The organism is Stenotrophomonas sp. YJH_SMC_40, assembly GCF_059368615.1.
The window spans coordinates 335,177-361,156 of record NZ_JCAFRX010000006.1; the positions used below are offsets into that span (position 1 = coordinate 335,177).

The 25,980-nt window shown below is 65.4% G+C and carries 19 protein-coding genes; 8 read left to right on the forward strand and 11 right to left on the reverse strand.

The genetic code is table 11. The annotated features are described in order from the left end of the window. Positions 1-73: 73 nt before the first annotated feature. From AC5P6X_RS14010 to dnaA, 8 genes are all read right to left on the reverse strand, one after another. Positions 74-742 carry an energy transducer TonB gene (locus AC5P6X_RS14010; protein WP_005411737.1) on the reverse strand — a complete coding sequence of 223 codons (669 nt, stop codon included), beginning with the start codon at positions 740-742 and terminating at the stop codon, positions 74-76. A 143-nt stretch (positions 743-885) separates the two neighbouring features. Continuing rightward, the gene (locus tag AC5P6X_RS14015) at positions 886-2,073 is read right to left on the reverse strand and encodes a tetratricopeptide repeat protein (RefSeq protein ID WP_005411736.1); all 1,188 of its coding nucleotides are present in this window, start codon (positions 2,071-2,073) and stop codon (positions 886-888) included. Between the two features lie 132 nt (positions 2,074-2,205). Next, entirely contained in the window at positions 2,206-3,012 is an 807-nt protein-coding gene (locus AC5P6X_RS14020) for a M48 family metallopeptidase (protein WP_005411735.1), read from the reverse strand. Positions 3,013-3,083: 71 nt separating this feature from the next. After that, positions 3,084-3,929 (reverse strand): CPBP family intramembrane glutamic endopeptidase, encoded by an 846-nt coding sequence (locus AC5P6X_RS14025; RefSeq protein ID WP_033833516.1) that lies wholly within the window; start codon positions 3,927-3,929, stop codon positions 3,084-3,086. Between the two features lie 67 nt (positions 3,930-3,996). Beyond that, positions 3,997-6,456, reverse strand: coding sequence for a DNA topoisomerase (ATP-hydrolyzing) subunit B (gene gyrB, locus AC5P6X_RS14030; protein WP_005411733.1), 2,460 nt, complete (start codon positions 6,454-6,456; stop codon positions 3,997-3,999). 112 nt (positions 6,457-6,568) lie between these two features. Next, entirely contained in the window at positions 6,569-7,663 is a 1,095-nt protein-coding gene (gene recF, locus AC5P6X_RS14035; protein ID WP_329755812.1) for a DNA replication/repair protein RecF, read from the reverse strand. 995 nt (positions 7,664-8,658) lie between these two features. Beyond that, positions 8,659-9,759, reverse strand: a complete 1,101-nt coding sequence (dnaN, locus tag AC5P6X_RS14040; RefSeq protein WP_005411731.1) for a DNA polymerase III subunit beta — start codon at positions 9,757-9,759, stop codon at positions 8,659-8,661. Positions 9,760-10,034: 275 nt separating this feature from the next. Next, positions 10,035-11,366 carry a chromosomal replication initiator protein DnaA gene (dnaA, locus tag AC5P6X_RS14045; protein ID WP_005411730.1) on the reverse strand — a complete coding sequence of 444 codons (1,332 nt, stop codon included), beginning with the start codon at positions 11,364-11,366 and terminating at the stop codon, positions 10,035-10,037. A 255-nt stretch (positions 11,367-11,621) separates the two neighbouring features. Between dnaA and rpmH the strand changes: the two genes are divergently transcribed. The 6 genes from rpmH (at position 11,622) to AC5P6X_RS14075 (ending at position 19,441) form a co-directional block, all read left to right on the forward strand. Further along, the gene (gene rpmH, locus AC5P6X_RS14050; protein WP_005411729.1) at positions 11,622-11,762 is read left to right on the forward strand and encodes a 50S ribosomal protein L34; all 141 of its coding nucleotides are present in this window, start codon (positions 11,622-11,624) and stop codon (positions 11,760-11,762) included. A gap of 5 nt (positions 11,763-11,767) precedes the next feature. Further along, entirely contained in the window at positions 11,768-12,262 is a 495-nt protein-coding gene (gene rnpA / locus AC5P6X_RS14055; RefSeq protein WP_005411728.1) for a ribonuclease P protein component, read from the forward strand. Continuing rightward, positions 12,262-13,977, forward strand: a complete 1,716-nt coding sequence (gene yidC / locus AC5P6X_RS14060) for a membrane protein insertase YidC (RefSeq protein WP_329755811.1) — start codon at positions 12,262-12,264, stop codon at positions 13,975-13,977. Before rnpA ends, yidC begins: the two co-directional genes overlap by 1 nt. Before the next feature lie 163 nt (positions 13,978-14,140). Then, positions 14,141-16,813, forward strand: a complete 2,673-nt coding sequence (locus AC5P6X_RS14065; RefSeq protein WP_088435816.1) for a polysaccharide deacetylase family protein — start codon at positions 14,141-14,143, stop codon at positions 16,811-16,813. A gap of 3 nt (positions 16,814-16,816) precedes the next feature. Further along, complete coding sequence (gene mnmE, locus AC5P6X_RS14070; protein ID WP_329755810.1) at positions 16,817-18,166, forward strand: tRNA uridine-5-carboxymethylaminomethyl(34) synthesis GTPase MnmE; 1,350 nt, start codon at positions 16,817-16,819, stop codon at positions 18,164-18,166. 159 nt (positions 18,167-18,325) lie between these two features. Then, the gene (locus AC5P6X_RS14075; protein WP_005411724.1) at positions 18,326-19,441 is read left to right on the forward strand and encodes a glycerophosphodiester phosphodiesterase; all 1,116 of its coding nucleotides are present in this window, start codon (positions 18,326-18,328) and stop codon (positions 19,439-19,441) included. Between the two features lie 110 nt (positions 19,442-19,551). Here the strand turns inward: AC5P6X_RS14075 and AC5P6X_RS14080 are convergent, their stop codons facing one another. After that, entirely contained in the window at positions 19,552-20,322 is a 771-nt protein-coding gene (locus AC5P6X_RS14080; protein ID WP_088435818.1) for a rhomboid family intramembrane serine protease, read from the reverse strand. Between the two features lie 106 nt (positions 20,323-20,428). Continuing rightward, a complete protein-coding gene (locus AC5P6X_RS14085; protein WP_005411722.1) occupies positions 20,429-21,391 on the reverse strand; it encodes a TerC family protein in 963 nt (320 codons plus the stop codon). A gap of 348 nt (positions 21,392-21,739) precedes the next feature. Here AC5P6X_RS14085 and AC5P6X_RS14090 point away from each other — a divergent pair, with 348 nt between their 5' ends. Both AC5P6X_RS14090 and AC5P6X_RS14095 read left to right on the forward strand, forming a co-directional pair. Beyond that, a complete protein-coding gene (locus AC5P6X_RS14090) occupies positions 21,740-22,909 on the forward strand; it encodes a class I SAM-dependent rRNA methyltransferase (RefSeq protein WP_005411721.1) in 1,170 nt (389 codons plus the stop codon). 210 nt (positions 22,910-23,119) lie between these two features. Next, the gene (locus AC5P6X_RS14095) at positions 23,120-24,361 is read left to right on the forward strand and encodes a dipeptidase (RefSeq protein WP_088435819.1); all 1,242 of its coding nucleotides are present in this window, start codon (positions 23,120-23,122) and stop codon (positions 24,359-24,361) included. Positions 24,362-24,410: 49 nt separating this feature from the next. Here the strand turns inward: AC5P6X_RS14095 and AC5P6X_RS14100 are convergent, their stop codons facing one another. Further along, positions 24,411-25,838 carry an amino acid permease gene (locus AC5P6X_RS14100; protein ID WP_282255134.1) on the reverse strand — a complete coding sequence of 476 codons (1,428 nt, stop codon included), beginning with the start codon at positions 25,836-25,838 and terminating at the stop codon, positions 24,411-24,413. Positions 25,839-25,980 lie beyond the last annotated feature (142 nt).

Here is a 25,980-nt window from a genome sequence, read left to right on the forward strand (position 1 = left end):
TGGTGATAAAGGGTGTAGCTAAGCTAAACAATCGAACCGGGAGCGGGGGTGGCCATGCGGCCACCCGGGCGCATCAGTTCAGCGCAAAGTTGACCGGGACGCGAACGCGACCTGCCGCCTTCTTACCGCCAGATTCAGCGGCGTTGAAGCGCCACTTGCGAGCCGCTTCCATCGCGGCACGGTCCAGGTCGCGGTTACGGCTGGACTTTTCCACCGTGACATTGGTGACGTTGCCGTTGGCATCGACATCAATGATCAGGATCACTTCGCCCTGGATACCCGCGCGGAAGGCGGCCGGCGGGTAGCGCGGCGGATTCATGGCCTTCGACGAGATGTCCACGCTGGCCTCGATCGAGGTCGCAGGTGCCGGCGGCGCGGGGGGCGACGGCGGGGTGACGATATCGCTCGGGCGCGGCTCCGGCACGTCCACGACCGGCGCCTGCGGCGGCGGCGGGACCGGCGACGGCTTCGGCGGCGACAGATTCTTCACCGGCGGCGGCGGAGTATCGGTCGGCGGCGGCGGCGGCGGCGGCGGGGGCGGCGGCGGCGGCGCATCGACGATGGTCACCATGACGTTGCGCTCCTTCTCAGCCACGGCCTTGGGAGCCACGGCGGGAATGAGGAGCATCATGAAGGCGGCCAGATGCAGGGCAATTACAAACGCGATGCCGACGATGCGAGGCCAGCTCAGCCCCTTGTCATCGGGTTGTTCGTACCGGTGAACGACTAGTTGTTCCGTCATGCGCCAAGAGCTCAATAGTGGGGCCGGGATGCCGGGGGCGGAATCCCTGATCAGCGGTGCATGACACCGCAGGAACCTCCAAGCTTATACCAATCCTGAGCGCCTGCGCATCAACTGGGCAGGCATTCAGGCGTTATTCCTACTTACTTCAGGTTGATGATTTTCTTGGCATCAGCCTGGTTCTTCACACCCTTCGCCAGCGCCTGCTGGGCGGCCTGCTTGGCCTCCGGGATGCGACCTTCGGCATGCAGGACGCGTGCCAGGTTCAGGTAGGTCTCACCGTCCTTGGACAGCGGGGCAGCCTTCTGCCACGCATCGATCGCCTGCGGCACCTGGTCGGAGTAGTAGTAGGACTGGGCCAGCGCCAGGTAAACCTGGTAGTCCGGCTTCAGGATGCCCTTCTGCAACCCTTCGTTGATGACCGCGATGACGTCCTTTTCCTTTTTGTCGGTGTTGGCATAGATGGAGTACAGCTGCTTGTACTCGCGCTCTTCGGTGAGCTGGCCGCTGCTGCGCAGCTTGTCCATCACCGCGGCCGCCTTGTCCATCTGGTCGGCCTGCATGTACATGCTGGCCAGGTTCAGCTGGGCCTTCTTGTCGTTCGGGTTCTTGGCGGCCAGCGCCTCGGCTTCCTTGACCGCTTCGCCGGACTGGCCTGCTTCGGACAGCGCCGCCATCAGCAGCTGGTTCCAGTTGTCCTTCGGTTCGGCGGAGCCGGCGATGGCCTGCTTCAGCACCGGAATCGCTTCCTGGTAGCGCTCCAGCTGGTACAGCGCCTGGCCCTTGGCGATCAGTTCTTCCGGCTTGGTCGACTTGCTCTCGGCGAAGTACTTGTCGAGGGTTGCCAGGCCTTCGGCTGTCTGGTCTTCCTGCAGCTGCAACTGGCCCAGCATCAGCATCGACTGGAAGTGGCCGTTGTTGTCCAGGCCGTTGAACTGCAGGACCTGCTTCAGGTAGGCGATGGCAGCCGGGGCGTCATCGGTCTGGTAGGCAGCCTGCGAGGCCAGCTGCGCGGCCAGCGACTTGTCGTACTCGTTCGCGGCGCTGTCAGCCAGGATGGCGTCGGCCTGGGTGCGGGTTTCCGGGAACTTTTCCTTGTTGTAGCTGTCGATCATTTTCTGCAGCTTGCTGCCCATCTTGGCCGAAGCCTTGACCGTCGGCTCCTGGCGGGTCGCGTTCGGGTACAGCGCCTCGGCCTTGGCCTGCTTGCCGCCACGGTTGCCGCGCTCGGAGGAACGCGAGGACTGCGCGAAGGCATCGGTGACCACGGCGCCGGTCAGGGCGGTCGCGACGAGGACGGAAAGCACAGCTTTGTGGTTACGGAAAATCATCGTTCACCTCGATCGAACCGCCGGTTAGCGGCAAAGTCGGACTGTCAGAAAAATCTGAGCCGCCAAACGTATCAGAAACAGATGGCGTGAGAAATCGTTTTATGTGCTGCAATACAGCATAGAACTGCGCACTCATCCGCACTTTGGCCGTAGCCCGGCCGCCTGCGCCTGCTGATAGACCGGCGTCAGGCCCGGGGCATCACGTCGCAGTTCCTGGATCCGGTTGGCCGGATCCGGGTGGGTGGACAGCCATTGCGGGCTGCGACCGCCGCTGGCGGCCATCATGTTCTGCCACAAGTCGACCGCCTGCGCCGGATTGAATCCGGCCTGGGCCATCAGCCGCTGGCCGATCACGTCAGCCTCGCTTTCCTGCGTCCGCGAGCCCGGCAGCAGGAAGGCAGTCTGCGCGCCCATGCCGCCGAGCTGGTTGACGGTGCTGGCAGCACCTTCGCCGTAGGCTGCACCAGCCAGCGCGCCGAGCACGGCCAGCCCGGTCTGCGCACCCATCTGGCGGGTGATGCGCTCTTCGTGGTGGCGGGCGATGACATGGCCGATTTCATGGCCGATCACGGCAGCCAGCTGATCCTGGTTCTTGGCCACGGTGAAGATGCCGGTGTTCACGCCGACCTTGCCGCCGGGCAGGGCGAAGGCGTTGGGCTCCTTGTCGACGAATACCGCCGTCTCCCACCGTACGCCACGGTATTGAGCTGGCAGCTGCGCGACCAGGGCGTTGACCACGCACTGCACGTAACCGTTCTGGCGGCCGTCGGTGCTGATCTTTTCCTTCTGCTTGGTTTCGGCGAACGCCTGTGCGCCGAGCTGGTCCAGCTGCGCCTGCGAGACGCCGCCCACCATCTGCCGGCGACCGGTAGGGGAGGTGGTGGTCGCGCAGGCGCTGACCAGGGTGGTGATGACAAGGGCCAGCAGCAGTTGTTTCATGGAAACTCCCCCGTGTTCATATGCGGAGTGTGTAGCGTAGCGGCTTAATCTTTCGTCAAGCGGACGCGGCGTTACGTTGACCCCAGGAACACCATCGCCGCAAGGGCGACCGCATTGTTCAGCGCATGGGCGGTGATCGCCGCCCACAACGTGCCGGTGCGCCGGTAGAGCCAGCAGAACGCGGCCCCCATGCCACCATAGACCAGCCACAGCTGTGCGATTTCGGCCGGGCCATTGGCACTCGTGCCAGGGATCTCATGGATCAGGGCAAATGCGAGGCTGCTCAGTACCACGCCCAACCCAGGCCGCCCGGCCTGCCACAGGCGGCCAAACAGCACGCGGCGGAACAGCAGTTCCTCGTAGGCCGGCGCCAGGACCACCGCGAACAGCACCAGGAACAACGGGAAACGTGCGATCGCGCTCTGCATCAGCGCCAGATTGGTGGGGACCGGCTCGACGCCGACCTGCTTGGCCAGGAAGGCGATGCCGTTGCTGCCGAGCACGATCAGGGTCGCCACCAGCAGGGTCCAGCCCCAGGTGGAGGGGCGGCGCAGCGCCTGGCGCGAGGCGTGGCGCTCGGCGGCGTTGGCCGGCCGTCGCCAGAAGTACAGCAGCAACGCGGCGCCACCGGTGGCGAACAGTGCCATGAGAATCTGCGCAAGCGCGCCGGGCTGGCCCAGTGACGCCGCGACCGAACTGGCGTCGGGTGCGCCAGCGCCAGCCTGCGCGTTCGCGTAACCAACCACCACGCCACGGTACAGGCCCCACAGCAGGCCGCTGACCAGGCTCAGGCCGAACAGGGTGACAGCGGCGATGCCCAGGTCGATGAAGAACCCCGCCAACGGCGAAACGGCACGCGGCGCGGCAGAAGCCGGCGGAACCGGGGGCGGAGCGGAGACCGGGGCGGATGCTGACATCAGGTACCTGTGTTCAAGAGTCGAAGGCCGGCGCGCCTCCCCGCGCGCCGGCCGTGTCCCGATTGTGTCAGATATCCAGGTTTGCGACCTTCAGCGCGTTGTCTTCGATGAAATCGCGACGCGGTTCGACGACATCGCCCATCAGGGTGCTGAAGATCTGGTCGGCTGCGACAGCGTCCTCGATACGCACCTGCAGCAGTCGGCGGGTTTCCGGATTCACCGTGGTGTCCCACAGCTGCTCCGGATTCATTTCACCCAGACCCTTGAATCGCTGGATCTGGCGGCCGCGCTTGGCCTCCTCGAGCAGCCAGTTCTGTGCCTTGGCAAAGCTGTCGACTTCGATCGACTTGGCGCCGCGGGAAATGGTCGCGCCTTCGCGGACCAGACCGTGCAGCAGCTTCGATGCCTGGTGGATCGCGCGCAGTTCGCCGCTTTCGAAGGCCGACATCGGCAGCACCTGGATGTGCTGTTCGCCCATGTGGCGACGGGTCACCAGCACAGCGGCCGGGCGCTCGTCGTTGGCTTCCTGCAGTTCCAGCGTGAAACGCGGGCTGCCCAGGCTGCCCTGGTTGAGGCGCTTGGCCAGTGCATCCAGGCCCTCGCCTTCGCCGGCAGCGCGCAGGCTTTCCAGGTCCATCGGTACGAAATCGACCAGCGCTTCAAGCAGGTTGCGGTCGTAGCGATGTGCGTTGCGCTCGATCGAATCCAGCGCGGCCGCGTAGGCCAGCAGCAGCTTTTCCAGCGCAAGGCCTTCGATGCCGGGCTCGCCGGTGGCCGGCACCAGCGCAGCGTTTTCCACCGCGCTGCTGGCCAGGTAGCTGTCCAGCGCCGGGTCGTCCTTCAGGTACAGCTCCTGCTTGCCCTGCTTGATCTTGTACAGCGGCGGCAGGCCGATGTAGACGTAACCGCGCTCGATCAGCTCCGGCATCTGACGGTAGAAGAACGTCAGCAGCAGGGTGCGGATGTGGGCGCCGTCGACGTCGGCGTCGGTCATGATGATGATCTTGTGGTAACGCAGCTTGTCCGGGTTGTACTCGTCTCGGCCGATGCCGGTGCCCAGCGCCGTGATCAGCGTGCCGACCTGGTCGGAGGACAGCATGCGGTCGAAGCGCGCGCGTTCCACGTTGAGGATCTTGCCGCGCAGCGGCAGCACCGCCTGGTTCTTGCGGTTGCGGCCCTGCTTGGCCGAGCCACCTGCCGAGTCACCCTCGACGATGAACAGTTCGGACAGCGCCGGATCCTTTTCCTGGCAGTCGGCCAGCTTGCCCGGCAGGCCGGCGATATCCAGCGCGCCCTTGCGGCGGGTCAGGTCGCGGGCCTTTCGCGCCGCTTCACGTGCGCGCGCGGCGTCGACGATCTTGCCGGCGATCGCCTTGGCTTCGTTCGGGTTCTCCTGCAGGAACTCTTCCAGGCGCGCACCGAAGGCGTTTTCCACCGCCGGACGCACGTCGGAGCTGACCAGCTTTTCCTTGGTCTGGCTGGAGAAGCTCGGGTCCGGCACCTTCACCGACAGCACCGCGATCATGCCTTCTCGCATGTCGTCGCCGGTCAGGTTGATCTTGGCCTGCTTGGCGATGCCGTTCTGCTCGATGTAGTTGTTGAGCACACGGGTCAGCGCACCGCGGAAACCGGCCAGGTGGGTACCGCCGTCCTTCTGCGGAATGTTGTTGGTGAAGCAGTACATCGTCTCCTGATAGGAGTCGGTCCACTGCAGCGCCACATCCACGACGATGCCGTTGTGCTCGCCGGTGACTGAAATGACGTTCGGGTGCAGCGGCGTCTTCAGCTGGGCCAGATGCTCCACGAAGCTGCGGATGCCACCCTCGTAGTGGAAGTCATCGCGACGGCCGTCGCCACGCTCGTCGGCAAGGACGATCTTGACGCCGGAGTTCAGGAACGACAGTTCGCGCAGGCGGCGGGCCAGGATGTCGTAGTGGAACTCCACGTTGTCGTGGAAGGCGACGGTGGACGGCCAGAAGCGCACGGTAGTGCCGCGCTTGGTGGTGGTTTCCAGCTTGGCCAGCGCGGTCACTGCGGCGCCGTTGCTGAATTCCTGCTGGTAGTGGAAGCCGTTCTGGAACACGTCCACCAGCAGCTTCTGCGACAGCGCGTTGACCACGCTGACGCCGACGCCGTGCAGGCCGCCCGAAACCTTGTAGCTGTTGTCGTCGAACTTGCCGCCTGCGTGCAGGACGGTCATGACGACTTCGGCTGCAGACACTTCGCGACCGAGCTTGGCACTCATCTGCTCGTGCTTGCCAGTCGGGATACCACGGCCGTTGTCGGACACCGAGACCGAACCGTCGGCGTGGATCGTCACCGCAACGTGGTCGGCGTGGCCGGCCAGCGCTTCGTCGATCGAGTTGTCGACGACCTCGAACACCATGTGGTGCAGACCGGTGCCGTCATGCACGTCACCGATGTACATGCCGGGACGCTTGCGGACAGCCTCCAGGCCTTCCAGGGCGGTAATGCTGTTGGCGTCGTAATTGCCGTTGTTTGCCGGGGTGTTCTGTTCGTCGCTCATTGCGCTTGCCGTAGGCTCCGCAGGTCGGCCACCGCTTGGAGCGATGTGCCGAGAATGAAAGGATTCCAACCCGAATTATACCAGCCGGGGTCGAGCGGCCCTGGTGTGCCCACTATGGCACAGCCACGATCTGTGCATGTTCCACGTGGAACCGGGCGATGTGGGTCAGGTCCAGCAGCGCCGCCGGGGTTTCGGTAGCGGTGATGAAGATCTGTGCCGGCCCATTGAGCAGGCGCTCCAGCACCCGCGCCTGATGGGTGCGATCCAGCTCCGAGGCCAGATCGTCCAGCGCGATCACCGGCCATTCGCCGCGCTGTTCCGCATAGTCCTCGGCCTGCGCCATCAGGCAGGCCAATGCCGTCAGCTTGGCCTGACCACGGGACAACGCATCACGCCCCGGAATGCTGTGGAAATCCACACTCCAGTCTGCCCGGTGTGGGCCGACCGAGGTATAGCCGGCCTGCCGGTCGCGTTCCCGGGCCAGAAACAGGGCATCGGCCAAGGGAAGCTCATGCCGCCGCCAACCTGGGCTCAGTTCCAGACCCTGGATGCCGAGTTGCGGAGCCAGGCTGGCGGCCAAGGCCACCGTGCGCTGCTGCAGACGCTCCAGGTAGTGCTGACGGCGGCTGGTCAGCGGTTCCCCGGCCTCGGCCAGCTCGTGATCCCAGGTATCGAGCATCCGCGACGGCCCGCCCTGCTTGAGCAGAGCATTGCGCTGCTTCAGCGCCCGGGAATAGCGGCGCCACAGGGAGAGAAAATCCGGTTCCACGTGGAACAAGCCCCAATCGAGGAAGCGACGGCGAGGTTCGCCCCCCCCACTGACCAGTGCATGGCTCCCCGGCTCGAACGTCACCACGGCCAGCGCTGCGCAGAGATTGCCCAGCTGCGCGACATCTTCGCCGTCCAATCGCCCCTTCCAGTCCTGGCCACTGTGGCGCAGCCCGGCCTTTCGGCGGTGCGGCGGGTGATCGGCACGCTGTTCGTCCCATTCCACGAAGATTTCCAGCGCTTCCTGGCCCTGGCGCACCAGACCGTCGCGGACCCGGCCACGGAAGCTGCGCCCGTAGGCCATCAGGTGCAGGGCTTCGAGCACGCTGGTCTTGCCGGCACCGTTGTCGCCGGTCAGCAGGTTCAATCCAGGCTTGGGCGACAGGTCCACCGCGCTGAAGCGACGCAGTTGGTGCAGGGCGAGGCGGCGGATAAGCATGGGGCGCGAAAGACCATCCGCACGAGGCGGTAGTGGGGCAGGGAATCCATCAGCTTACTGCATCGGTCAAGCCAGCCGTGGCGCGCCAGACATCGCCACTGTGCTGAAGCCTCCGCCTGGCAACCCTACGCGTGTTCCACGTGGTGGCGCTCCCTCATCTGGGCTCGCCTGGGTCTGGATATGCCCGGGAATCCTTGAATTCTGAGCGGCGGCGCAGGGTACAGGCCTGCAGATTTCAGCGATTTCAGCCTCATTCCGCGAGCATCGCCAGGTGCCCCCGACGGTGGGTTGCGCGAACACCGCGCGGATTTCTTGAAATCTACGATGCGATGCCGTGGAGGGTTCCACAGATTTCAAAGAATTCAGCCCGTTCGTTTCACGCTGTCCACAGCGGGACTGTATGACTTATACACAAGGTATGGGCAAACTGTGGATAAAAAAGCCCTTTTGCCCGACCTGCGAAACTATCCACAGGTTCCCCCCCAGCCTGAGGGGCCTCTATACAGGGGGTTTCAGCTGCATAAATATCTTAAAAATCAATTGGATAATGCATTTTTCCACGAAATCTGGGCCTACCATCACCACCAGGCTTTAGATTTATACCCAGATTTAGAAGCTAGGCCAGCTCTGATCCGGCCCCAACCACGCCTGTGGACAGTGACGTCTGCAGATGAAGCAACCACTGCGATAGCGGATGCGATCCGCTTCATCCATCCGACCAGATTGGGTCACCTGCAATCAGGCTGAAGACCCGGAACTGCGTACTCGATCGAAGTTGGCTGGGCAGCGCCCAGGTCAGCAACCTGGATTCCTACCGCGCAGGGCCGATTGCATCGGAGGGGCAACCAAGAACAATCGGCAAGCAGCAATCTCGAGCAAGACATTCGTCCAGACCTGGAGATTCCGCGAACTCCGATGCTCCACGTGGAACCTGCAAAAAAAAACGCCCGGGGAGATCCCGGGCGTCCTTCGGTTCCACGTGGAACAGGCTGCTGTCAGAGACGCAGCGGCATCACCACGTGACGCGACTTCTCGCTGCTGGATTCACGAACCAGCGCAGAAGAGTTGGAATCGCGCAGCTGGATGATGACCTCCTCATCGCGCAGCGCGGAGAGGGCGTCCAGCAGGTAGTTCACGTTGAAGCCAATGGCCAGATCACTGACCGTGGTGTCGGCTTCGATCTCTTCCTGGGCTTCTTCCTGTTCCGGATTGTGCGCGCTGATCTTCAGGTTGCCCGGCGAGACTTCCACGCGGATGCCGCGGTACTTCTCGTTGGACAGGATCGCGGCGCGCTGCAGCGAGGCACGCAGTGCTTCACGATCAACCTTCACTTCGCGGTCGGCACCGATCGGAATCACCGCTTCGTAATCCGGGAAACGACCGTCGATCAGCTTCGAGGTGAAGGTGACATCGTCGCGCTTGACGCGCACGTGGCTGCGGCCGACTTCCAGTTCGATCTCGCGATCGCCGCTCTCCAGCAGGCGCTGCAGTTCGGTCACGCCCTTGCGCGGCACGATGATCTGGCGCTTGGAACCGCTGGGCTTGGCCAGATCGGTTTCACACAGGGCCAGGCGATGGCCGTCGGTGGCGACCGTGCGCAGCGCATCGCCGCGCAGGTCGAACAGCAGGCCGTTGAGGTAGTAGCGCACGTCCTGCTGGGCCATCGCAAACGCAGTGCGCTCGATCAGTTCCTTCAGGGTTGCTTCGCCGATGGCCACGCGCTCGGTGGCTTCCACTTCGTCCACCGACGGGAAGTCGTTGGAGGGCAGGGTGGCCAGGGTGAAGCGGCTGCGGCCGGCCTGCACGGTGATCTTGTCACCGGTCTGCGAGACGGTAATCCGGCTGCCGTCGGGCAGGGCGCGGATGATCTCGAACAGCTTGCGGGCGGGAATGGTGGTTTCGCCGTCCTGGGCGTCTTCAACCGCGATCCGCGACACCATCTCCACTTCCAGGTCGGTACCGGTCAGCGACAGCTGGCCGTTCTGCACCTGGACCAGGAAATTGGCCAGAACCGGAAGGGTCTGGCGGCGTTCGACCACGTTGACGACCTGTGCCAACGGCTTGAGAAAGGCTTCGCGCTGCAGTGTGAAACGCATGTGGTTCCGTGCCCCTATGCTTTAAAAAATGTGGAATAAATCAAAAGCTTGGTGGTGCTGGTAGAGACAGAATCGCTGGAAAACAACGCTAAGTCTTTGTAAATAAAAGGATTTCAGGCATCGAAACCCTCTGTATTACCGACCCCCAGGGGGTGGGGAAAGCTGTGGATAAAACCGACGCGATTTCAAACGCCATTTTTATCCACAACGTGTCCCGCGCTTGCTACCGGATTCTGCACCGTTTTGTGCGATGACGCCTCATCGGCATCCGTGCATCATTCGCTCAGCTTCCGGATCAGCTTGTCCCAGTCCTCGCGGAGCTTGCCGTCGGTTTCCATCAGGGTCCGGATCTGGCGGCAGGCATGCAGCACCGTGGTGTGATCGCGACCGGCAAAGGCATCGCCGATCTCGGGCAGGCTGTGCTCGGTCAGTTCCTTGGTCAGGGCCATGGCGACCTGGCGCGGGCGTGCCAGCGAGCGGGTCCGACGCTTCGACAGCAGATCCTTGATCTGCAGGCCGTAGTAGTCGGCAACGGTTTTCTGGATGTTGGGAATGCTGATCGCCTGCTGCTGGGCGCGCAGCAGGTCGCGCAGGGTTTCCTGGGCGAATTCGGTGGTGATCGCGCGGCCGGTGAAATTGGCGCGGGCGGTCAGGGTATTGAGCGCGCCTTCGAGGTCGCGCACGTTGGAGCGCATCTTCTTGGCGATCAGGAACGCAACATCATCGGGAATCTCGGCACCGCGTTCGCGTGCCTTGGCCAGCACGATCGCGGCGCGGGTCTCGAAGTCCGGCGGTTCGATCGCGACCGACAGGCCCCAGGCAAGCCGCGACTTCAGGCGCGCTTCCAGGCCCTCGACTTCGCGCGGATAGCGGTCGCAGGTCAGGATGATCTGCTGCTTGCCATCGAACAACGCGTTGAAGGTGTGGAAGAACTCTTCCTGGGTGCGGTCCTTGCCGGCGAAGAACTGGATGTCATCGATCAGCAGCGCATCCACCTGCTGGAACTGGCGCTTGAACTGATCCATGGTCTTTTCCTGCAGGGCCCGGATCATCGCGCTGAAGAACTGTTCCGAACGCAGGTACAGCACCTTCGCGCCCGGATTGGCCTGGCGCATGGCGTTGCCGGCGGCGAACATCAGGTGGGTCTTGCCCAGGCCGGTGCCCCCGTACAGCAGCAGCGGGTTGTGCGCGCGGTCGCCCGGCTTCTGCGCCGCCTGGAAGGCGGCGGCCAGGCCCAACTGGTTGCTGCGGCCTTCGACGAAGTTGGCGAACGTGTAGTGGTTGTCCAGGTTGCCGGCGAACGGCACCTGCGGTTCGCTGGACACATGCGCCGACGGCGTGGAAACCGGCGCGTTCTGCGCCTCCACAGGGCGCGGGCGCGAGCCGATTTCAAGAAAAACGTCGCTGAAACCGGCGAAGTGCGCCAGCAGTTCGCGGATCCGGGCCAGGTACAGCTCGCGGACCTGGTCGACGATGAAGGCATTCGGTGCATACAGCACCAGGCTGTCCACGCGCAGATCGGCCTGCAGTGGCTTCAGCCAGGTATGAACGTCTTCCGGCGGGAACTCCGCTTCGAGGCGCTCGAGACTACGGGACCAAGCATCCATCAGCAATAATCGTCCGGTGGCCGGGGCATGGACGCGACAAGGCGCCCAAACACAGGCCTGAAAGGGGGGAAATGGATGGCTCAGACTACCACCGAGCGCCCGCCTTCGGAATGCTTGTCCCCTACTTATTCACAAAAACATCCACAGCTATTGCACAGCCCGGTGAATTCGCGTAGCTGCCAGGGGTTGACTTGGGGCAGGGTACCTCTCTAGAATTTCCGGTTCTTTCCGTCCCATTCATACGAGAGGCCCCCAATGGCCACGAAGCGCACCTACCAGCCCAGCAACCTCAAGCGTAAGCGCGACCACGGCTTCCGTGCCCGTATGAAGACCGCTGACGGCCGCAAGATCCTGTCGCGTCGCCGCGCCAAGGGCCGCAAAGTCCTGAGCGCCTGATTGCCATGCCGCACCCCGCGGCAGACGCAATCCCTTCGACAGTGAATACTGCAGACCCGCGCAAGCGATTCCCTCGCTCTGCGCGGGTTCGCACGCGTGCCGAATACTCAACGGTCTTCAACGGCGCCCGCCGTGTGTCCGATCCGCTGATGACCCTGCACTGGCTGCCGGCTGACCGGCCGGCCAGGCTGGGTCTGGCGGTTTCCCGCAAGGTTGATCCGAACGCCGTCGGGCGTAACCGGATCAAGCGCGTCCTGCGCGACATCCTGCGTCAGACACGTACCGACATCCAGCCAGGCGACTTTGTCGTCGTGGCTCGTAGTGCTGCGCGTTCCGCCAGCAACGACGAGATCCGCCAGGCCTTCCTGCGCCTGCTGCGTCGCCTGCGTGCATTGCCCACGCCGGGCGTGGACGGCACAATGCCGCCGCCTGATGGCATCGCAACTCCTTCTTTGACCGAGCCGGCATCGCGTCCCGGCCCCGCCGAGCCTGTCCGCTGATGAACCAGACCCGCGTATTCCTCATTTTTGCCTGGCTGATGGTGGCCGTGCTGCTGTGGATGGAGTGGAGCCGTGAAAAGGCTGCTCCGACCCCGGCACCAACCACCACGTCGGCCCCGGCCGCCGCACAGAGTGTTCCGGGCGCGAACCCCGGCGCCATCCCCAGCGCCCAGGTGCCGGGCGCCACCAGCCAGGCCGCCGCACAGGCCCAGGCCAGCGCTACCCCGGCCAGCCAGCGCGTGACCGTCACCACCGACGTGCTGCGCCTGGTGCTCGACGGCGGCCGCGTGCTCGACGCCGAGCTGCTGCAGTTCCCGCAGACCAAGGACGAAGGCAGCCCGCCGGTCCGCCTGCTGACCGAAGACCCCGCGCACCCGTACAGCGCGATCAGTGGCTGGGCCAGCGAAGACAAGAACACCCCGGTCCCCGGCGCCGACGGCTTCAAGCTGGTGGGTGACACCAAGGACTTCGTGCTGGCCAAGGGCCAGAACGAGCTGCAGATCCCGTTCGTGTGGACCGCCGACAACGGCGTGACCATCAAGCGCACCCTGACCGTCTCGCGCAACGAGTACGCCGTGCGCTTCAAGGACGAAGTCAGCAACGCTGGCGCCGCGCCGTGGAACGGCTACGTCTACCGCACCCTGGACCGCACCCCGACCATCCTGTCGCGGAGCATGACCAACCCCGATTCCTTCAGCTTCAACGGTGCCACCTGGTACGACAACGACAAGAAGTACCAGCGTCGTGCGTTCAAGGACTACCTGGAAGACGGCACGCTGAACCAGAACATCACCGGCGGCTGGCTGGCGATGCTGCAGCACCACTTCTTCACCGCCTGGATCCCGCAGAAGGACCAGACCGCACACTACGTGCTGTCGCAGGTGGCTGGTCGTGACCTGATCGAAGCGCGTGGCCCGGCCTTCACCGTGGCCCCGGGCCAGTCCACCAGCACCGAAGCCCGCCTGTGGGTCGGCCCGAAGCTGGTCAACCTGATCGCCAAGGAAGACGTGCCGGGCCTGGACCGCGTGGTCGACTACAGCCGCTTCTCGATGATGGCGGTGATCGGCCAGGGCCTGTTCTGGGTGCTGAACCAGGTGCACAAGCTGGTCGGCAACTGGGGCTGGGCGATCGTCGGCCTGGTGGTGCTGCTGAAGCTGGTGCTGTACCCGCTGTCGGCAACCCAATACAAGAGCGGCGCCAAGATGCGCCGCTTCCAGCCGCGCATCGCGCAGTTGAAGGAACGCTATGGCGACGACCGCCAGAAGTTCCAGACCGCGATGATGGAGCTGTACAAGAAGGAAAAGATCAATCCGATGGGGGGCTGCCTGCCGATCCTCATCCAGATGCCGATCTTCTTCGCCCTGTACTGGGTGCTGGTCGAATCGGTCGAACTGCGCCAGGCGCCCTGGTTCGGCTGGATCCAGGACCTGACCGCACGCGACCCGTACTTCATCCTGCCGGTCATCAACGTGGCAGTGATGTGGTTCACCCAGAAGCTGACCCCGGCACCGGGCATGGACCCGATGCAGCAGAAGATGATGCAGTTCATGCCGCTGGTGTTCGGCGTCATGATGGCCTTCATGCCGTCCGGCCTGGTCCTGTACTGGGTGGTCAATGGCGGCCTGGGCCTGCTGCAGCAGTGGTGGATGACCAAGCGCCATGGCGGTGAGCCGGTCCCGGCCACCACCTCGCCGGCCCCGGTCAAAAAGAAGTAATCCCGACCTGTAGAGTCGACTGTTAGTCGACTGGCAGTAGAGCAGTCGACTAACAGTCGACTCTACTACCGCCCCGGTCGATGAGAAGCCCGCCGCAAGGCGGGCTTTTCGCATGCGGCGTTAGAATCGCCGGCACACCGTTCCTCCCACCTTCGAGTCCACCATGCAGCGTGCGTCGTCGTTCCGCCTGTTCCTGCCGTCGCTGTTGTTGACCCTGGTCGTTGCCGGCTGTGGCGACAAGGACGCGAAGGCGCCGGCGACCACGGTCACCCAGCCCAGCGCGCAGGCCGCGGCCGCCGCCGATCCCGCCGCTGCACCGTTGCTGGCCGCGCTGCAGAAGCAGCTCGACGGCTACCGCCGCATCATCGTGCTGCTGGCCGACGAGGAACAGCAGTCGGCTGCCGACCGCGGTACCTCCACGCGCGTGGGCCAGCAGCTGTTCCACGATGGCCTGGAACAGCGCACGGCCATCGCCGCGCAGTTCGACACGCTGCTGCGCGGCTCCAGTCCGCAGCGCTTCGCCACCCTCGGCACCGTGCTGGACTACATCGAGTCGGCGCCGGAACTGTTCGACGCCGACCGCCTGGCCTTCCGCGAAGTGCTGCGTGACCTGCATGAACGGGTCGGCACCGATTCGTCGCTGCCGGCAGTGAAGCTGCACCAGCGCATCGGTGAAGACCTGGAGGCGCTTGATGAGATCGAGCGCAACTACAACCAGGAACTGACCCGCATCTTCAGCCGTTTCGAGCGCACCCGCGCCATCGAACTGAAGCGTGAGAAGTGGGACGACTACATCGCCCACCTGCACAAGGACTACAGCCGCGAAGCGATCCTGCGCGACTATGGCGTGATCGAGCCGTACCCGATGTCGATGAAGGACAGCGACCGCGAGATCTTCGGCCGCGACCTGCCGGCCAAGACCGTTGTGCTCACCTTCGACGATGGCCCGCACAAGGCCTACACCGATGAAGTGGTGGCCATCCTCAAGCGCTACGACGTGCCGGGCGTGTTCTTCGAAGTGGGCCGCAACCTGGGCAAGGTCGAGGCCGACGGCAAGGTCAGCCTCGGCCCGATGGCCAGGATCAGCCGCAACCTGATGGAAGAGGGCTATGCGGTCGGCAACCACAGCCTGACCCACGCCCAGCTGTCGCGCACCACCGGTGACGCGCTGCGCCAGCAGGTGCTGGACACCGACACGCTGCTGAAGGATGTCAACAGCAAGCGCGCGCCGCTGTTCCGCTTCCCCTATGGCGCACGCAATGCCGAAGGCCTGCAGCTGCTCAACGAAGCCGGGCTGAAGTCGATCATGTGGAACATCGACTCGATGGACTGGGCCGACCCGGTGCCGGAATCGATCGTCCAGCGCGTGCTCGACCAGGTGAACAAGGAACAGCGCGGCATCATCCTGTTCCACGACATTCACGATCGTGCGGTGAAGGCGCTGCCGCAGATCCTCGACCGGCTGATCGCCGATGGCTACCAGTTCGCTGGCTGGAACGGTCGCGACTTCACGGTCGCCCGGGCGCGCAAGGGCGATACCGGTGCCGCCACCGTCACCACCGGCTACGAGAAGTCCTGGGCGATCGTGGTCGGCATCGACAACTACGCCAAGTGGCCGAAGCTGGAGTACGCCAGCCACGATGCGCAGGCGGTGGCCGATACCCTGACCGGGCAGTTCGGCTTCCCGTCCTCGCAGGTGATCGTGCTGAAGAACGAGCAGGCCACGCGCAACAACATCCTGGCTGCCTTCCACGACCGCCTGGCCGATGACCGCACTGGCAAGAACGATCGCGTGTTCGTGTTCTTCGCCGGCCATGGCGCGACCCGCCAGCTCGCCTCCGGGCGCGACCTCGGCTACATCATCCCGGTCGATTCGGACCCGAAGGAGTTCGCTACCGACGCCATCGCGATGACCGACATCCAGAACATCGCCGAGAGCATGCAGGCCAAGCACGTGATGTTCGTGATGGATGCCTGCTACAGCGGCCTGGGCCTCACCCGTGGCGGTCCATCGTCGTCGTCGTTCCTGCGCGAGAACGCGCGGCGCAGCGCGCGGCAGATGCTGACCGCCGGCGGTGCCGACCAGCAGGTGGCCGACGCCGGTCCGAACGGCCACTCGGTGTTCACCTGGGTGCTGCTGCAGGCATTGGCCGGCAAGGGCGACCTCAACGGCGATGGGCTGATCACCGGTACCGAACTGGCCGCCTACGTTGCGCCGGCCGTCTCAGCCGTTTCACACCAGACCCCGGCCTTCGGCAGCCTGCCCGGTTCGCAGGGCGGCGAGTTCGTGTTCCAGGTGCCGGACAGCCAGGAGTTCCTCAATGCCGATACGCGCCAGTTGACCGCCGATGCGATCGCACTGAACAACAAGGTTGAAGCCGCCAGCGAAGCCAAGGGCAGCCAGGCGCCGGTGACGGTGGCCGACCTGCAGGGCGGCAAGGCCAAGCTGGTGGTGCCCACTGCGGGCCCGGCGTCGGATCGCCAGCGCGCGCAGCAGGCCAATGACCGCGGCCTGCAGCTGTACCGCGAGAAGCAGTACGACGAGGCGGTGGCGCAGTTCACCGAGGCACTGAAGCTGCGTCCGGACTTCGCCCAGGCCGCCAACAACCTCGGCTTCGTCTACTACCGCCAGCAGCGCTATGCCGAAGCGGCGCGCTGGCTGGAGAACACGCTGAAGATCGACCCCTCGCGTGCAGTGGCCTATCTCAACCTGGGTGATGCCTACTTCAACGCCGGCGACAAGGCCAAGGCCAAGCAGGCCTACACCACCTACCTGGCCTTGCAGCCGCAGGGCAGTGGCGCGGCACAGGCGCGCGCACAGCTGGAGAAGCTCTGAGCCATGAACGACGCGATCCGCACCGACACCATCGTCGCCATCGCCAGTGCCCCTGGCGCCGGCGGTGTCGGCCTGCTGCGCCTGTCCGGCCCGCGTGCTGCGGCCATCGCCAATGCACTGGGTGCACCTGCACTGCGTCCGCGCCACGCGCACTACGCGCGCCTGCGTGATGCCGAAGGCGAGGTCATCGACGATGGCATCGTGCTGTGGTTCCCGGCACCGAACAGCTTCACCGGCGAGGAAGTGGTGGAACTGCAGGGCCACGGCAGCCCGGTGCTGCTGCAGCAGCTGGTCGCGCGCTGCATCGCGCTCGGCGCGCGCCAGGCGCGGCCGGGTGAGTTCAGTGAACGGGCATTCCTCAACCGCAAGCTCGACCTGGCCCAGGCCGAGGCCATCGCCGACCTGATCGCCGCAGGCGACAACCGCGCCGCGCGCGCGGCACGTCGCTCGCTGGATGGCGTGTTCTCGCGCCGCATCGACGCCGTGGTCGAGCAGCTGGTGCTGCTGCGCATCCACGTGGAAGCGGCCATCGACTTCGCTGACGAACCGCTGGATACGCTCGGTGGCGCGCAGGTGCGGTGTGGGCTGGAACAGGCGCGCAGCGATCTGGCCCTGCTGCGCCGCGATGCCGAACGCGGCCGTCGCCTGCGCGATGGCCTGCATGCGGTGCTGATCGGTCCGCCGAACGCCGGCAAGAGTTCACTGCTCAACGCGCTGGCCGGCAGCGAACGCGCCATCGTCACCGACATCGCCGGTACCACCCGCGACACCCTGCGCGAGACCATCCGCCTGGACGGCCTGGAGCTGACCCTGGTCGACACCGCCGGCCTGCGCGACGGCGGTGACGCCATCGAACGCGAAGGCATGCGCCGCGCCCGCGTGGAAATCGAGCGCACCGACCTGGCGCTGATCGTGCTGGATGCGCGCGATCCGGCGGCCGGCGAAGCGGCGCTGGGCGAGGCCGTGGCGGCGGTGCCGCACAAGGTCTACATCCACAACAAGTCGGACCTGCTGGAGGCGTTGCCGTCGCTGGACGATCCGGACCGCGTGTTCGTTTCGGCCGCCACCGGCGCCGGGCTGGACGATCTGCATGCGCGTCTGCGTTCGATTGCTTCGGCCGGGGCAGGGGAGCAGGTGGATGGCGAGTTCTCCGCGCGCACGCGCCATGTGGATGCAATCGAACGTGCGCAGGAACATGCGCAGCGCGCCGATGGCGAGCTGGCGCACGAGCACCTGGAGCTGGCCGCCGAGGAACTGCGGCTGGCGCATGACGCGCTGGGCGAGATCACCGGGCAGATGAGTGCCGATGACCTGCTGGGCAGGATCTTCTCCAGTTTCTGCATCGGCAAGTAAGCCATGGTAGTGCCGGCCGCTGGCCGGCAACCCAGCCGAACGAGCTCCTCGGGATCGCTACGGGGTCGGATCCCCTGCGGGGATCCGACCCCAGGTCCCCCACCTGTCACATTGCCGCCGCATACTGACGCCCATCACATACCGCTTGGGGAAGTCGCAGTGAAGTCGTGGGGTTGTGCGTTGCTGTTGTCGCTGGCCGTGGCACCATCGGTGGCCATGAGTGCTGAATCCTCCACCCCGGCCGCGCACAAGGTGTCGGTCTATGGTCATCGCGGGGCGAGCGCGTTGCTGCCCGAGCACACCTTGGCCGCCTATGCGCAGGCGATCGCCGATGGCGCCGACTACATCGAGCCGGACCTGGTGATGACCAGGGACGGAGTGATGGTGGCCCGCCACGAGAACGAGATCAGCGGCACCACTGATGTGGCCTCGCATCCGGAATTCGCCAGCCGCCGCACCAGCAAGGTCATCGACGGCCAGAAGGTGGACGGCTGGTTCACTGAAGACTTCACCCTGGCCGAGCTGAAGACCCTGTACGCGCGCGAGCGCCTGCCGGAACTGCGCAGCACCGCCTATGACGGCCAGTTCCGCATCGCCAGCCTGGACGAGATCCTCGCGTTCCTTGTCCAGCAGGCCGGGCGTGCCAACCGTGGCATCGGCCTGGTGCCGGAGATCAAGCATCCGACCTACTTCCAGTCGATCGGCCTGCCGATGGAAGACAAGCTCCTGACCGCGCTGCGTGGCAATGCCTATACCAACGTCGGCCCGGTCACTATCCAGTCGTTCGAGACCGCCAACCTGCGCTACCTGCGCGGCAAGATCCCGCGCGGCAGCAACATCCGCCTGCTGCAACTGCTGTGGAAGGGCGACACCCAGCCGGCCGACATCGCCAAGGCCGGTGGCAAGCTGACCTACGCGCAGATGATGACGCCGGCAGGACTGAAGGACATCGCCAGCTACGCCGACAGCATCGGCCCGGAACTGCGCTCGATCATTCCGCTGGATGCCAAGGGCGCGCTGAGCACTCCGACCACGCTGGTACAGGACGCACATGCAGTGGGCCTGATGGTGATTCCGTACACCTTCCGTCCGGAGAACCACTTCCAGGCCAGCAACCTGCGCAAGGGCGCCGACAATGCGCGCAATGCCGAGGGTTCGATTGCCGAGATGCGTGCCTATCTGGCCACCGGCATCGATGCCTTCTTCACCGATGACCCGGCACTGGGCCGACAGGCGGTGGATGGCATGGGCGCAGCGGGGAATGCGGCGAACTGACGGACTCTGGTAGATGCCAACCTTGGTTGGCACACAACATCCGCCGACCAAGGTCGGCCACTACCGGATCATGAGGGTGCCGGCCAGCGGCCGGCACTACCGGGGCATTTTCAGCCGCGCGGCTCGTCCGGCCGGCGGAACGGAATCACCACGTAGTCCTGGCCTTCGCGCGGCTGCCACAGCACCGGCACGCGCTGCGGTGACGGCGGTTCCAGCTCGTCGTCGGGTAAAGGTTCGACGTCTTCTTCTTCGTCTTCCCAGCTGTAGCGTGGGCGCGGCGGCAGCGGGTCGGCGTTGCGGAACAGCAGCGCGGCGATGATGCCGGCGAAGGCGCCGCCCATGTGCGACTGCCAGGACACGCCGTCGGCGTGCGGCAGGATGGTCATCAGCATGCCGCCGTAGAACAGCATGCCGATCAGGCCGGTGGCAATCGCTGCACGGTCGCGGCGCAGCAGGCCCAGGCTGGCCAGCAGGAACATCAGGCCATGGGTGACGCCGCTGGCGCCCAGGTGCACGCTGCCCGGATTGCCCAGCATCCACGCACCGATGCCCGAGCCCAGCCACAGCAGGGGCAGGGCGCGCACGGTGGCTTTCGGGTAGACGCTGCCGGCCAGCGTGCCCAGGATCAGGATCGCGATGCTGTTGGCGGCGATGTGCTCGACCGAGGCATGCAGCATCGGGCCGCCGATCAGGCCAAGCAGGCCCTTGGCTTCCAGCGGCGCGACCGCCCAGGGCCGCCAGTCGAAGGTGCCCTGCAGGGCGAACACGGCCACCAGCACCAGCACGGCGGCCAGGCTGAGATTGAACGCCCGCAGGATGCGCGAGCGGTCATTGCGGGGGGCCGGCAGGTCGCCAGCGGGCAGGGGCGCGTTGTTGTCCATACCTCAGCAATGGCGGTGACTGGCGCGAAACCAAGGCCACTGTTGCGGGAGAGTGGGTGCGGCCGGCGGGACAATCCCGCCGGCCGCGTCTTCCCACCGCTCAGGCTCAGGCGTGGCCCGAGCCTTCCTTCGGCGGGTACTTCAGGCTCAGCACCACGGTGGCGGCGATGATCACCGCGACCACGCCCAGCGACACCGGGGTCGGGATCTTGAACAGGTCGATGATCATCATCTTGATGCCGATAAAGCCCAGCACCAGCGCCAGGCCATACGGCAGCAGGTGGAAGCGGTCGGCCATGCCGGCCAGCAGGAAGAACATCGCGCGCAGGCCCAGCACCGCGAACACGTTGGAGGTGAGCACGATGAACGGGTCGGTGGTGATCGCGAAGATCGCCGGGATGCTGTCCACGGCGAAGATCACGTCGGTGACCGCGATCAGGATCAGCACCGCGAACAGCGGGGTGAACCAGCGCACGCCGTCGCGCTTCACGCTCAGTGCGTTGCCGGCATAGTCCGGCAGCAGGCGCAGGTGCTTGCGCATCCAGCGCAGGGCGGGATTGGTTTCCAGGTCCGGCTCCTGGCCGGCGGCGAACCACATCTTCCAGCCCGTGAACAGCAGGAAGGCGCCGAACACGTAGAGCAGCCAATGGAACTGGCTGATCAGCACGCTGCCGGCGAAGATCATGATCGTACGCAGCACGATCGCACCCAGGATGCCGATGATCAGCACCTTCTGGCGCTGCTCCTCCGGCACCGCGAAGTAGCTCATGATCATCAGGAACACAAAGATGTTGTCGACCGCCAGCGCCTTCTCGACCAGGTAGCCGGTCAGGAACTCGAGGCCGACCTTGTTGGCCACCACCTGGCCGGCGGTTTCATTCAGGTAGTACCAGAGGCCCGCATTGAACAGCAGGGCCAGCGCGACCCAGCCGATGGACCACCACAGGGCCTCCTTGAAGGTGACCTTGTGCGGCCCACCATGGCGCATCAACACGAGGTCGACCAGCAGGGCGATGACCACCACCGCTGCGAAGCCGCCCCACAACCACACGTTACCGATCGTCTGCATTGGGAATGTCCGTTGGAAAGATGAATGCCAGGCCGGACGGCGAGGATCTGCAACGGAGGATCGGGAGGGGGATCCAGGGACAGAGCTTCGCCAGTACGGCGAAGGTCTCGCTCGCAGTTCCAGTCGGCTGGAACTGCCGTTGCACCGGAGCCTGCGGGCTCGAAATGACGGCGACAACGTCTGGGAGCTACTCCCCTTCTGGCGCCGATTCTGCCGTCTGGCCCCGCCGCCGTCAAATGGGGAGGCCAGGGGTCGGATCCTCAAAGGGGCTCCGACCCCATTGTCGCCACACTGGGGTCAGAGCCCCTGCGGGGATCCGACCCCCGGCGCCCGGTTTACAATGGGTGGATGAATACCCCCCTTCCGATTGTCCGCCTCAAGAATGCGTGGCGTTCCAGCCACCCGTGGATCTTCCAGAAACTGGTCGAGAAACCGACCGTCCGGCCCAAGCCCGGTTCCATCGTCGACGTGGTCGGCATCGATGGCGAGTTCATTGGCCGCGGGTTCTACAACGGGCACTCGCGCATCGCCGTGCGCATCCTCGAAACCGACCAGAACGTGCCGGTCGATGCCGGCTGGTTCTCGCGCAAGATCGCCCAGGCGGTGTCGCTGCGCCGTGAGGTGCTGAAGCTCGACGCGGTCTCCGACGCCTGGCGCGTGGTGCACAGCGAAGGCGACGGCCTGTCCGGCCTGGTGGTGGATCGCTACGGCGACCTGGTGGTGGTCGAGTTCTTCGCCGCCGGCATGTTCCGCCACCGCGAATGGATCTACGACGCCCTGCGCGAGCAGTTCCCGGGCTGCCGTTTCCACAGCTTTGCCGACGAACACGTGCAGAAGCAGGAGAGCTTCGACTTCCACGGCAACACCACCACCGAAGCGTCGGTGATCACCGAGTACGGCATCAAGTTCCGCGCCGACCCGGCCGGCGCGCACAAGACCGGTTTCTTCGCCGACCAGCGCGAGAACCGCGAGTGGCTGAGCCAGCAGGTGGAAGGCAAGAGCGTGCTGGACCTGTGCTGCAACACCGGCGGTTTCGCCGTGTATGCCGCTGCGCGTGGCGCTTCGGAAGTGGTCGGCATCGACATCGATGAGGACGTCATCCAGATCGCCAAGGGCAATTCGCGCCTGAACAACGTGCGCCCGAAGTTCATCCAGTCCGACATCTTCCCGTGGCTGCGCGACGCCGCCAACCGCGGCGAGCAGTACGACGTGGTGATCCTGGATCCGGCGAAGATGACCCGCGACCGCGACCAGGTCATCACCGCGCTGAAGAAGTATCTGGACATGAACAAGCTGGCGCTGGGCGTGGTCAAGCCGGGCGGCCTGTTCGCCACGTTCTCCTGCACCGGCCTGGTGGCCGAGGACCAGTTCCTCGACATGCTGCGCCGCGCGGCCTATTTCTCCGGCCGCACGATCCAGATCCTGAAGGTCGCTGGCGCCGGTCCGGACCATCCGTTCATGGCCCACGTGCAGGAATCGCGTTACCTGAAGGCCGTGTTCTGCCGCGTGGTCGACTGACCGCAGGACGATGTAGAGGCGAGCCGCGCCACCTGATCCTGGGGGCGCCATTGTTTCGAACGCATCGCAATGCGCGGGAAGCTGGCCGCTGGGCCGTGAATACGATTCATGCTCGACTCGCGGTGCCTGGCAGCCGAGCGTGAGCCCGACTCTACAAATCTGCTGGCTGCAGCGCTATGGTCGGGCTCTTCCCATTGCCGGTGAGAGCCCATGCCATCGTTGCGCCACCTGTCCGTCGTGCTTGCCCTGGCGCTGTGTGCGCCGCTGTCGGCTCATGCCATCGAGTTCAGCGCACAGGAACTGGCCCGCGCCAAGGCCCTGCAGCAGCGCCTGATCACACTCGACAGCCATCTGGATACGCCGGCCAATTTCGGCCGGACCGGCTTCGACATCGAGCAGCGCCACGACCGCAACGCACTCTCGCAGGTGGACTACCCGCGCATGGTCGAGGGCGCGCTGGACGGTGGCTTCTGGGCCATCTACACCGATCAGGGCGACCGCAGCCCAGCCGCGCACCTCGCCGAGCGTGACCATGGCCTGCAGCGGCTGCTGGAGATCCGCGAAATGCTGGCCGCCAATCCCGAGCGTTTCGCGCTGGCATTGACCGCCGATGACGCTGCGCGGATCAAGGCCGCCGGCAAGCGCGTGGTCTACATCAGCATGGAAAACGCCAGCCCGCTGGTGGAAGACCCCAGCCTGCTCTCGTTCTACCACCGCGCCGGCCTGCGCCTGCTCAGTACCGTGCACTTCGCCAACAACGAGTTCGCCGATTCGGCCACCGACCCCAAGGGAGCGGAATGGAAAGGCCTGAGCCCGGCCGGCAAGGACCTGGTGCAGCAGGCGGTGAAGCTGGGCATCGTGATCGACCAGTCGCATGCGTCCGACGCGGTGTTCGATGACCTGCTGGCAATGATGCCGGTGCCCTTCGTGCTGTCGCACAGCTCAGCCAAGGCGGTCTACGACCACCCGCGCAATCTTGATGATGCGCGCCTGCGCAAGCTGGCCAAGGCCGGCGGCGTGATCCAGGTGAACGCCTATGGCGGCTACCTGATCGACACGGCGAAGACGCCCGAGCGCAAGCAGGCCGAGGAAGCGCTGAGCAAGCAGCTGGGTGGCTGGGAAGGCATGGGCATCGAGCAGGGTGTTGCCCTGCTGAAGGCCGAACAGGCGCTGGACCACGAGCACCCGGTGCGCCATGCCAGCCTCGACGACTTCTTCGCCCACTTCGAGCACATCCTCAAGGTGGTCGGCCCCGAGCACGTGGGCATCGGCCTGGACTGGGATGGCGGCGGTGGCCTGAGCGACCTGCCCGATGTCAGCCAGCTGCCGAAGATCACCGCGTGGCTGCTGCGCAAGGGTTACACCGAGCAGCAGATTGCCGGCATCTGGGGCGGCAACCTGCTGCGGGTGATGCGCCAGGCGCAGGACTACGCGGCAAAGCAGGGCGGTTGAAACGCCCTGCGGTCGTGCCGGCCGCTGGCCGGCACGACCGGTGATCCGTTTACTTCGCGATCAGTGCGTGGCGGCGGCTGTACAGGAAGTACAGCACGAGGCCGACCACGTTCCACAGCAGGAAATACAGCTGGGTGGTGTGCGGCAGGCTGAGGAACAGGTAGATGCAGCCCAGCGCGGCCAGCGGGCCGACCACGAAGGCCAGCGGCGTGCGGAACGTGCGCTCGCGGTTCGGCTCGCGCAGGCGCAGCACCACCAGGCAGATGCCGACGGCGGTGAACGCGGCCAGGGTACCGGCGTTGGCCAGCGCGGCAATCTCGTCCAGGCGCGCCACACCGGCCAGCGCCGACACCACCACTGCGGTGAACAGCGTGGTCGCCACCGGCGTGCCGGTGCGCGCGTTGACCTTGGACAGGCCACGCGGCAGCAGGCCATCACGGCTCATCACGAAGAAGATGCGGCTCTGGCCGTACAGGAAGGCCAGCAGCACGGTCGGCAGGGCGATGATCGCGATCACGCCGATCACCATCGCCGCGGTCGGATGGCCCAGCTGGCGCATGATCAGCGCCAGCGGCTCGGCGCTGTGGCCAAACACGGCGTAGCTCATCGCACCCACGGCGGCCAGCGCTACCAGCACGTAGACGATGGTGCAGCCGATCATCGAACCGATGATGCCGATCGACAGGTCGCGGCCCGGGTTCTTGGTTTCCTCGGCGGCGGTGGAGATCGCATCGAAGCCGTAGAAGGCGAAGAAGATGATCGCCGCCGCTGCCATCACGCCGTGCTCGACGCCATCGGGGCCCATCGACTTGGCGAAGCCATACGGCATGAACGGCTGCAGGTTGGCGCTGTCGAAGGCGGGCAGGGCCACGGCCACGAAGATGGCCAGCGCGATCAGCTTGAACACCACCAGGATGGCGTTGAGGGTGGCGCTTTCCTTGGTGCCGGCCATCAGCATGCCGGCCACCAGCCAGGTGATGATGATCGCCGGCAGGTTGATCATGCCGCCTTCCACGTGCGGGCCGGCCGCCAGCCAGGCCGGCAGGTGCACGTTCCAGCCGAACTGGGTGTGGACCCATTCGAGGAAGCCGACGAAGTAGCCGGACCAGCCCACCGCCACCGTACTCACCACCAGCGAGTACTCCAGGATCAGGCTCCAGCCCACCACCCAGGCGAACACCTCGCCCAGCGCACTGTAGCTGTAGGTGTAGGCACTGCCGGCGGCCGGCATCATCGTCGACAGCTCGGCGTAGGACAGCGCCGCGCAGGCACAGACCGCACCGGCGATGGCGAAGGAGATCAGCACGGCCGGGCCGGCCAGGTTGGCACCGACGCCGATCAGCGTGTAGATGCCGGTACCGACGATGGCGCCAATACCCAGCGCGATCAGGTGCGGCCAGCTGAGCGTCGGGATCAGACGCCTGCCGGCTTCGTGGACGGTGACGGAATCTAGGGACTTGCGCCGGAACAGGGACATGCAGGCCTCGGAAGGGGTGACTAAGAACGACAAGTTCCCGAGTGTGACCGAACGCAGCGCAGCATTACCACTGACGGGGGTCATGCATGGCGGGGCGCGCGCTGCACCCCGGCCACGCTGCCGGAATCGGCACAAATGCTGG

What these genes read in the sequence shown, in the direction of transcription:
- AC5P6X_RS14010 (WP_005411737.1), bottom strand. Translation starts at nt 742, where the DNA reads ATGACGGAACAACTAGTCGTTCACCGGTACGAACAACCCGATGACAAG.
- AC5P6X_RS14015 (WP_005411736.1), bottom strand. Translation starts at nt 2,073, where the DNA reads ATGATTTTCCGTAACCACAAAGCTGTGCTTTCCGTCCTCGTCGCGACC.
- AC5P6X_RS14020 (WP_005411735.1), bottom strand. Translation starts at nt 3,012, where the DNA reads ATGAAACAACTGCTGCTGGCCCTTGTCATCACCACCCTGGTCAGCGCC.
- AC5P6X_RS14025 (WP_033833516.1), bottom strand. Translation starts at nt 3,929, where the DNA reads ATGTCAGCATCCGCCCCGGTCTCCGCTCCGCCCCCGGTTCCGCCGGCT.
- gyrB (WP_005411733.1), bottom strand. Translation starts at nt 6,456, where the DNA reads ATGAGCGACGAACAGAACACCCCGGCAAACAACGGCAATTACGACGCC.
- recF (WP_329755812.1), bottom strand. Translation starts at nt 7,663, where the DNA reads ATGCTTATCCGCCGCCTCGCCCTGCACCAACTGCGTCGCTTCAGCGCG.
- dnaN (WP_005411731.1), bottom strand. Translation starts at nt 9,759, where the DNA reads ATGCGTTTCACACTGCAGCGCGAAGCCTTTCTCAAGCCGTTGGCACAG.
- dnaA (WP_005411730.1), bottom strand. Translation starts at nt 11,366, where the DNA reads ATGGATGCTTGGTCCCGTAGTCTCGAGCGCCTCGAAGCGGAGTTCCCG.
- rpmH (WP_005411729.1), top strand. Translation starts at nt 11,622, where the DNA reads ATGGCCACGAAGCGCACCTACCAGCCCAGCAACCTCAAGCGTAAGCGC.
- rnpA (WP_005411728.1), top strand. Translation starts at nt 11,768, where the DNA reads ATGCCGCACCCCGCGGCAGACGCAATCCCTTCGACAGTGAATACTGCA.
- yidC (WP_329755811.1), top strand. Translation starts at nt 12,262, where the DNA reads ATGAACCAGACCCGCGTATTCCTCATTTTTGCCTGGCTGATGGTGGCC.
- AC5P6X_RS14065 (WP_088435816.1), top strand. Translation starts at nt 14,141, where the DNA reads ATGCAGCGTGCGTCGTCGTTCCGCCTGTTCCTGCCGTCGCTGTTGTTG.
- mnmE (WP_329755810.1), top strand. Translation starts at nt 16,817, where the DNA reads ATGAACGACGCGATCCGCACCGACACCATCGTCGCCATCGCCAGTGCC.
- AC5P6X_RS14080 (WP_088435818.1), bottom strand. Translation starts at nt 20,322, where the DNA reads ATGGACAACAACGCGCCCCTGCCCGCTGGCGACCTGCCGGCCCCCCGC.
- AC5P6X_RS14085 (WP_005411722.1), bottom strand. Translation starts at nt 21,391, where the DNA reads ATGCAGACGATCGGTAACGTGTGGTTGTGGGGCGGCTTCGCAGCGGTG.
- AC5P6X_RS14090 (WP_005411721.1), top strand. Translation starts at nt 21,740, where the DNA reads ATGAATACCCCCCTTCCGATTGTCCGCCTCAAGAATGCGTGGCGTTCC.
- AC5P6X_RS14095 (WP_088435819.1), top strand. Translation starts at nt 23,120, where the DNA reads ATGCCATCGTTGCGCCACCTGTCCGTCGTGCTTGCCCTGGCGCTGTGT.
- AC5P6X_RS14100 (WP_282255134.1), bottom strand. Translation starts at nt 25,838, where the DNA reads ATGTCCCTGTTCCGGCGCAAGTCCCTAGATTCCGTCACCGTCCACGAA.